This is a genomic window from Microcoleus sp. S13C4 (assembly GCF_036700865.1).
GTDB lineage: Bacteria > Cyanobacteriota > Cyanobacteriia > Cyanobacteriales > Microcoleaceae > Microcoleus.
In genome coordinates, this window is the sequence record NZ_JAUBPS010000123.1 from 1 (window position 1) to 8,189 (window position 8,189).

The 8,189-nt window shown below is 45.4% G+C and carries 8 protein-coding genes; 3 read left to right on the top strand and 5 right to left on the bottom strand.

The window, feature by feature from the left end; all coding sequences use genetic code 11:
- Positions 1–294 precede the first annotated feature (294 nt).
- Positions 295–1,506, bottom strand: coding sequence for an acetate kinase (locus tag QT996_RS27510; RefSeq protein WP_333050584.1), 1,212 nt, complete (start codon positions 1,504–1,506; stop codon positions 295–297).
- Between the two features lie 230 nt (positions 1,507–1,736).
- Here QT996_RS27510 and psaK point away from each other — a divergent pair, with 230 nt between their 5' ends.
- Positions 1,737–1,997 carry a photosystem I reaction center subunit PsaK gene (gene psaK, locus QT996_RS27515; RefSeq protein WP_333050587.1) on the top strand — a complete coding sequence of 87 codons (261 nt, stop codon included), beginning with the start codon at positions 1,737–1,739 and terminating at the stop codon, positions 1,995–1,997.
- 42 nt (positions 1,998–2,039) lie between these two features.
- Here the strand turns inward: psaK and QT996_RS27520 are convergent, their stop codons facing one another.
- Genes QT996_RS27520 through QT996_RS27530 form a run of 3 tightly spaced genes read right to left on the bottom strand, consistent with a single transcriptional unit; the run spans position 2,040 to position 4,471 of the window.
- Entirely contained in the window at positions 2,040–2,678 is a 639-nt protein-coding gene (locus tag QT996_RS27520) for a histidine phosphatase family protein (protein ID WP_333050588.1), read from the bottom strand.
- A 28-nt stretch (positions 2,679–2,706) separates the two neighbouring features.
- Positions 2,707–3,399 carry a DUF3226 domain-containing protein gene (locus QT996_RS27525; RefSeq protein ID WP_333050590.1) on the bottom strand — a complete coding sequence of 231 codons (693 nt, stop codon included), beginning with the start codon at positions 3,397–3,399 and terminating at the stop codon, positions 2,707–2,709.
- Entirely contained in the window at positions 3,392–4,471 is a 1,080-nt protein-coding gene (locus tag QT996_RS27530; protein WP_333050592.1) for an AAA family ATPase, read from the bottom strand. The genes QT996_RS27525 and QT996_RS27530 overlap by 8 nt, the downstream gene beginning before the upstream one ends.
- Between QT996_RS27530 and QT996_RS27535 the strand changes: the two genes are divergently transcribed.
- A complete protein-coding gene (locus QT996_RS27535; protein WP_333050593.1) occupies positions 4,470–4,802 on the top strand; it encodes a DUF433 domain-containing protein in 333 nt (110 codons plus the stop codon). The two genes, QT996_RS27530 and QT996_RS27535, sit on opposite strands and share 2 nt — an antisense overlap.
- Positions 4,799–5,122: a hypothetical protein gene (locus QT996_RS27540; RefSeq protein ID WP_333050594.1), complete on the top strand. Its 324-nt coding sequence runs from the start codon at positions 4,799–4,801 to the stop codon at positions 5,120–5,122. The genes QT996_RS27535 and QT996_RS27540 overlap by 4 nt, the downstream gene beginning before the upstream one ends.
- 149 nt (positions 5,123–5,271) lie before the next feature.
- Here QT996_RS27540 and QT996_RS27545 read toward each other — a convergent pair whose 3' ends face one another.
- Positions 5,272–7,746 carry a phosphoketolase family protein gene (locus tag QT996_RS27545; protein ID WP_333050595.1) on the bottom strand — a complete coding sequence of 825 codons (2,475 nt, stop codon included), beginning with the start codon at positions 7,744–7,746 and terminating at the stop codon, positions 5,272–5,274.
- Between the last annotated feature and the right edge of the window lie 443 nt (positions 7,747–8,189).

Below are 8,189 nucleotides of genomic sequence, written 5' to 3' on the forward strand. Positions count from 1 at the left end.
GCATCTATAACTGGATGGGATTACATTTTGTCAGCCCTAGCTACTGTTGCATGATTTTTGAAAATTGGTATAAAAATCGGCTCTTCCGTACTTAGTGTGCCAAATTATTAGTTTTTGGGTGTCCTACACCATAGCTGGCTGGAATTTCAAGGCAATCGCCACTACTGGAGCAAGTTGTTCAACAGCGCAAGCAGATGTAAATAATTTCCAAGCGTTACCGAGCAAGCCTTCATGATAAATTTAAGTTAATGCCAGCACACTAAGTACGGAAGAGGCGAGAATCCATAAAATAAATTAGTGATAAAGTTTCCAGCATTCTCGCGCAATTTCCCAATCCTCCTGCGTGTGAATGACTAAAACTCTCGCCGCTGAATCCAGTGCCGCAATATCTTCATCCACCGGTGACTGTTGATTCTTCTCCCCATCCAATTTCAAACCCATAAATCCAAAAGCCTCGCAAGCAGCCGATCGCACAACAGCAGAATTTTCCCCAACTCCCGCCGTAAAAATTAAAGCATCCAACCCTCCTAAACTCGCCAGCATGGCACCAATTCCGGCACGCAAACGGTGGATGTAAATATCCAAAGCAAGTTGAGATCTCTGATTACCATGGGCGATCGCATCTCCAATCTGCCGCATATCGCTAGACACCCCTGAAATCCCTTTTAAACCCGAATTTCGATTGAGAATACCATCAAGTTTCTCAGCAGTAAAATCGGATTGTTTTAACAGATGAATAAGAATGCCTGGATCGATCGAACCCGATCGACTTCCCATCATCAAACCATCCAAAGGAGTAAAACCCATCGTCGTGTCAACACTCACGCCCCCGCGAATCGCCGCCAGAGAACATCCGTTGCCCAAATGACAGCTAATCACCCGCAAATGGGTCAAATCACGGTTGAGAATTTGAGCCGCCCTGCGCGCGCAATATTGATGGCTAATGCCGTGAAAACCGTAGCGGCGAATCCCGTTTTCCAGCCATTCGTAGGGGCCGGGATAAACAAACGCAGCGGGCGGCAATTGCGCGTGAAAAGCTGTATCAAATACTGCTACTTGCGGCACATTTCCGAGGATTTTTTCAAGGGCTTCGATGCCTTCCAAGTTTGCCGGATTGTGTACCGGGGCGAAAACAGATAAACGGGCGATCGCCTCTTTAACATCCGGCGAAATTAACGTACTTTGCTGATAGTCTTGTCCGCCATGTACGACGCGGTGGCCGACAATATCAATCTCCTTTAAACTATTAATAACTTGAGTTTTACCCTGCCACAGAGTCTCCAGCATTCGAGAAATGGCGGCTTCGCGAGAGTCTGAGGCAAATTCTTCCTCCTGTTCAGTTTCCGAGGGTGTTTCGACTTTCAACTGGGCCACACCTTCGCGGTGATTCCAGTCAATTTGCGCTTCCCAGAGGGGTTGCAAAGGTCGATCGGGCAGGACATCGTTTAACTCGTAAAGACAGCTCTTTTGACTGCTAGAACCCGCATTTAACACCAGTATTTTCATGCTTTATTATGTCCTGTTGATTCGTTCTTTCGATCGCTAAGCGATTGAAATCGCGTTTTGTCAAACTTTCGTCCCAGCAGAGGGGGACTAAAAAATCTTGAGATCCTGGGAAAATTATTAAGAAAAATGTCGAAAAATTAACTGTTAATGCAATCTGTAGCTAACAGTTGCATTTTTTTGATATATCTTCTATGCAGATTTTCATTTACTAAAGTTTAAGGAGCCGATCGATGTTTACACCAATTTTACTTGCCACTGTCGCCAGAACCGTAGAGTGGAGCCCCACGACCGGTTTGATTATGATTCTTTGCAATATTTTAGCTATTGCGATCGGCAGATCAACCATCCAAAAGCCTCACACAGGCCCAGCCGCGCCCTCATCGGGTTTGGTCGGCGGCTTGAGTTTGGGTGCACTTGTGGGAAGTCTCTGCTTCGGTCATATTTTGGGAACGGGTACAATTTTAGGATTGTCTTACATCGGTGCGATTTAGTTTCACACGCTCAGGGTGCGCCCCCGCACCTTACCCGCAATTTCAAGTACCTGGTAAATTGCGGAGAGTTTCATCCATGTACGATCGATCGCCCAAAACCTCCAGCAGTGGCCCGCGCACGTCAAACTTAACAATACTGACAGAAGCTGCTAAAGCGCCAATGCGGTAGCGATAACGTCCCAAATCAATCCCCAAAAGACTACACAGAATAATTCTAATAGTCGCTTTGTGCGAGACAACCAAAACATTACCGCTCTTGTACTTTTCCTGAATTTCTGCGATAACTAAGGACGATCGGCTAGCAATTTCCACGGAAGTCTCGCCGCCATTCGGTGCATTCCAAGCAGGTTCAGTCAGCCAATTAATATAATCTTCTTCGTATTCTTTTTTGACCTCTTCTACTGTTTTGCCTTCCCACTCACCGTAATTAATTTCCCTCAGTCCGTCGCGAAGCTGCATTTCAATTCCCACAGCATCGCACAAAGGTTTTGCAGTAGCAATTGTGCGTTTCATCGGACTGACATAAACAGCATTCCAAGGCAATTTTGCGTAAGCGGCGCCAAACTGTTCTGCCATTTGAGAACCTTCGGGCGTTAATTCTGGATCGATATGGCCGCAGAAACCGCCAGTCTTGCTGTAAGTCGTTTCACCGTGTCGTACAAAGTAGATTTTTAAGCTCATGAGTTAATTGTGTGTGAATTTTACTATGTTAGCAAAAGAGTTTAAAAAACTCTTTCAAATCATCGAGAGCAGGATTATCCCAATCCCAAATATCTTTTTTGTGTTCCATAACATAATCAAACCCATGCATACTGCATTTCTTTTCAACTTGTTGCTGTTCCTTCTTTGAGCAAGTATCATACCTAATATAGTTGCTAATCCAAAATTTATCAAAATCTTTCTGCTTGATTTTCTTTCCCTCCTTTTCTTCTATGCAACTTCTCCAGCTATCCAAACAATCAGCATAAGGTGATTCTCTAGCCTTTATTGCCTTTAAAAGCGTTTCCAGTTCGCCTTTACCTTCAACATTTGTAAAGTAACAAGCCAATTGGGCTTTTGTTCCATTATCTCCACAAATATCTATAAATTGTTTAGTGCTTGACAAAGTTTCAGAGTCAAACACATCTTTTATACATTTATTTACAAATTCCACCCGCTCTTGCTCTGAATGGTTATCCATATCAATGATAATTCCAATTTTTTCTATATCATCATTTTTTTCCATTTCGGCTTTTAACTCTTTTAAAGTATTTCTTAACTGTTCTTCACTCAATCCTTTCAAACTTTCATACTTCTCTATACAAATAGGCTCCTCTACGTGTATGTCGTAGTTAAGAACCTCAATCATTGCCTTCATAAAAGCTTCATCATTTTTACTTTCTACTATGATAATATTACTCACCTCTCACTCCTTTTTTATGCTCTAGTGCGTAATTCAAAGTTTCCAAATCGCGCCGGATGCCGATTATTTGACCTGTTTTCCGTTTCCTTGCTAGTTCAAAATATGCGCTGCTGCATTCCTGATTTTGTTCTAAACCCACCTTAGCAAATGCTTGAAGCATCTCTAAACTGTGCGTTGTAGCAAAAATCTGCGTATCCAGTTCAACCGCCAACCGAAATAACACTCTCCAAAACTCCGGCTGACTTGTATGGTGAATGCCATTTTCTATCTCATCGATGAGCAAGATTTTATATTCATTGTTTACCAGTTTAAGGATTATTTCTGCAACTCTATTAATGGCATCTCCAAACAATGATAAAGGCAAACGCTTTTCGCCTTTTCTTCTCAAGTAGAGCGTGGGTTCCCCAATCGAAAAACTCTCTACAGATTCTATAGAAGAGTCTAAAACTTGAAAAGCTTTCAAAACTTCGCTATCTTTGTCATCCAAACGCGCTCGATCGTATGCTTCTGTGAGTTCTTTTCCTGAAATTCTGAGAAAGGATGGAATGATTGGTAATCCCTCAGTAGTAGAAATGCTATTAGCAATTATTGGACCCGGGGAACCAGCTATAGAAGAGGACGTAGCAAGTTCCTGTCCGTTTCTTGTTAACTTAATAGTTAGTCCAGAGAAACGTGAGTCGTCCCTCGACAAATAATCTATTATTTTTTCTGCACCTTCACCAGTCAAAACCTGATTTAGATTCAGGGAGCTATTGAGCGATATTTCTAGTTGATAGGGGTTATTATTATCCTCTTTTCTAAAAATTACTATAAATTTATTTTCTTCTGCTACACCAAATAATGTATTCCATCCTCTATTACGCATAGCTGGTAAGCTTTTTGACGACTCGTTTCTAAAATCTCTTAGCATTGTTAGAGTTCTAAATTGTGGAGCCACAGTCAGTAAAATTGCTTCTAGCAAGGCTGTCTTACCAGCATTGTTTTTACCACCGATTAAGTTGACTCTTTCAAACCCAGAAATTTTGATTTGCTCAAAGCACCTAAAATTTTGAATTTCTATTTCTTTAAGCATGACCGCCTCTTTTGAATGTACAAATCCTAAATCACCGTTGATTTATGCTAAGATTAATTCTATCTTAGTTGTTTTACTTGAGCCGCAACAAGCAACGAACGTCATGCAGAATATAGACCTCTTTGAAGTGATTGAACGCGATCCGACCAAGGTGAGTGGTGCATGGATATTTCGGGGAACGCGCGTACCTGTTGCCGCCTTTTTCGAGAATATTAAAGATGGAGCCTCTGTTGACCAGTTTCTCGAATGGTTTCCGGGAGTAACTCGCACCCAAGTTGAGGTATTACTCGATCGCGCCCTAGCCTCCTTAACGCAGATGGCACAAGTATGAAGATATTGTTCGACCAAGGTACGCCAGTACCGTTGCGCCGCTCGTTGCTGGATCATAAAGTAGATACTGCTTATGAACGTGGATGGTCAACATTAGAAAATGGCAATCTGCTCGACACAGCCGAACGCGAGGGGTATAATCTGCTCGTCACGACCGATCGCAACTTGCGTTATCAACAAAACCTGACAAGCCGACAAATTGCTATTGTGGTTTTGCTGTCTACATCTTGGCCGCGTATTCAAAGGCATCAAGACGATATTCGGAACGCGATCGACACTATTGTTCCGGGCGCATACCTAGAAATTGACATTCCTTGCTGAAGCTTTATTTAACTGATGTCACTCCCTATGATTGTCAAACTGAGGTGAAACCTGGATCGTGCGTAGGTTGTATACTCGCAAAATCGTTCATTTTCCCTGTGGTTGACAATCATAGGGATGAGTAGCTTGCGATCTACAAGCGATCGCACCTATCCAGGCGCACCAGATCGCACAGTTTGTTCTGCAGTCGCCCCCGGATCGGTCGTTTCCTGCGGCGCTTCCGGCGAAACCGGGCCCCCGTGCGGCCACTTCCAATCGCGGATTTCCGGCATATCATCGCCGTGCTCGGTGATATACTGCGTGTGTTCGATCAGCTTGTCACGGATAGCTTGTTTGCCGTAAGCTGCTACAGAACTCAGTTTCGGAACGCGATCGAGTACATCTGCGACTAAATGGAATCGATCGAGGTCATTAACCACCACCATATCAAACGGCGTCGTAGTCGTACCCTCTTCCTTGTAACCCCGAACGTGAATATTCGAGTGATTCGTCCGGCGGTAAGCCAATCGGTGAATCAGCCAAGGATAACCGTGAAAAGCAAAAATCACCGGCTTATCTTTCGTGAACAAACTATCAAAATCCTTGTCAGACAAACCGTGGGGATGTTCTGTCGAAGGCTGAAGAGTCATCAAATCCACCACATTAACCACCCGCACTTTTAAATCCGGATAATCTCGGCGGAGAATGTCAACCGCAGCCAAAGTTTCCAGCGTCGGAACATCACCCGCGCAAGCCATCACCACATCCGGTTCGCCGCCTTTATCATTGCTAGCCCACTCCCAAATACCGATGCCGGCCGTACAGTGTTTAATCGCAGCATCCATATCCAAATACTGCAATGCCGGCTGCTTCCCTGCAATAATCACGTTCACATAGTGGCGGCTGCGGAGACAGTGATCCGTTACAGACAGCAAAGTGTTCGCATCCGGCGGCAAATAAACCCGCACAACCTCCGCTTTCTTGTTAATTACGTGGTCGATAAAACCCGGATCTTGGTGAGAAAAACCGTTGTGGTCTTGCCGCCAAACGTGAGAAGTTAGCAGGTAGTTGAGAGAGGCGATCGGTCGGCGCCAAGGAATGTCGTTAGTAGTTTTCAACCACTTGGCGTGTTGGTTGAACATCGAATCGATGATGTGAATAAACGCTTCGTAACAAGAGAAAAAGCCGTGGCGTCCCGTCAGCAAATAGCCTTCCAGCCATCCCTGACATAGATGTTCGCTGAGGACTTCCATCACCCGGCCGTCGGGGGAGATGTGGTCGTCTTCGGGCAAAATTTCCCCCGCCCAAACCCGGTTTGTCACTTCAAACACCGGATCGAGGCGGTTTGAGGCCGTCTCGTCAGGCCCGACAATGCGGAAATTGGCGTTTTCCTGATTCAGTTTCATCACCTCTCGCAGGAAGCGGCCGCAAACGCGGGTTGCTTCTGCCATTACAGTGCCCGGTTTTTGCACGTCAACGGCAAAGTCTTCAAATTCCGGCATTTTCAAGTCTCGCAGCAGCAGGCCGCCGTTAGCGTGGGGATTTGCCCCCATCCGCCGAGATCCCTTGGGCGCTAATTCTGCCAATTCCGGAATTAACTTGCCCTTTTCGTCGAAGAGTTCTTCCGGCTTATAGCTTTTCATCCAATCTTCCAGGAGTTGGACGTGTCCCGGCTTAGAAGCCATTTCCGAAAGTGGGACTTGGTGCGATCGCCAATAATCCTCAGTTTTCTTACCGTCAACTTCCTTCGGCCCCGTCCAGCCTTTGGGAGTTTTCATCACAATCATCGGCCACTGGGGACGGCCGGAATAGCCCTCCGTCCGGGCTTTTTCCTGAATCGCCTTAATTTCGCCGATCGCAGTATCGAGAGTTGCAGCCATCAACTGGTGCATCGTTTCCGGGTCTGAACCTTCCACCCAATAAGGTTTGTAGCCGTAACCGACCATCAAACTTTCCAATTCCTCGCGCGGAATGCGGGCCAACAGCGTTGGATTGGCAATTTTGTAGCCGTTCAAGTGCAAAATCGGCAACACGGCCCCGTCCCTAACCGGGTTGAGAAACTTGTTAGAGTGCCAGCTAGCAGCCAAGGGGCCGGTTTCGGCTTCCCCGTCGCCGACAACGGCCGCCACAATCAAATCGGGATTGTCGAAGGCCGCCCCGTAAGCGTGCACCAGGGCGTAGCCGAGTTCGCCGCCTTCGTGAATCGAACCGGGGGTTTCCGGGGCGACGTGGCTGGGGATACCGCCGGGAAAGGAGAACTGTTTGAACAGCCGTTTGATACCGTCTTCATCTTGGGAAATGTTCGAGTAATATTCGGTATAAGTCCCTTCGAGATAGGTGTTGGCGACCAAGCCCGGTCCGCCGTGTCCAGGACCTGCGATGTAGATGGTGTTGAGGTCTTGGGCTTTGATGATGCGGTTGAGGTGAACGTAGATGAAGTTTAAACCTGGAGTGGTGCCCCAATGTCCGAGGAGTCTCGGTTTGACGTGTTCGATTTTGAGGGGTTCTTTGAGTAGGGGGTTGTCGAGGAGATAGATTTGTCCGACGGATAGGTAGTTTGCCGCCCGCCAGTAGGCGTTCATTTTGTGTACTTCTGAGTCGGAAAGCGGCTTTAATTGCGGAATCTCGGTTGTTCCTAGCATCATCAGCGATTGACTCCTGAGTTTTGGTTGTTTTGTAAAGTGCGATCGATAAGTGCGATCGATCTTGTAACTGACGCGAGATATTATTTTGTTACTGGTGACACTATTTATTTTTACTCCATTTTTTACAAGTAAACAATTGAATTGTATATCACTTTTCTCTCAATCAAAGTTTAAATTAACGTTAATTTTTGGGCAACAAGCGCACAATTTTGACCGAGGAAAGCTGGGTTGTGGGGGGTGAAAGCCTTGGGGTGTAAAAAAGATACTTCTCACGGTAGAGGTGAGAAGTATTTATATATGAAATTATTTTTTCTGGCTGCTTGCTGATGAGCTGTTAACTCCTTTCCTGCTAAAGTTTTGTATATTAGACCTCTTGCGAAAGTGCGAGCGCTCTGGTAAAATAAAAGAAAAAATTAGCTTAATAATATGAATTACGAACAATT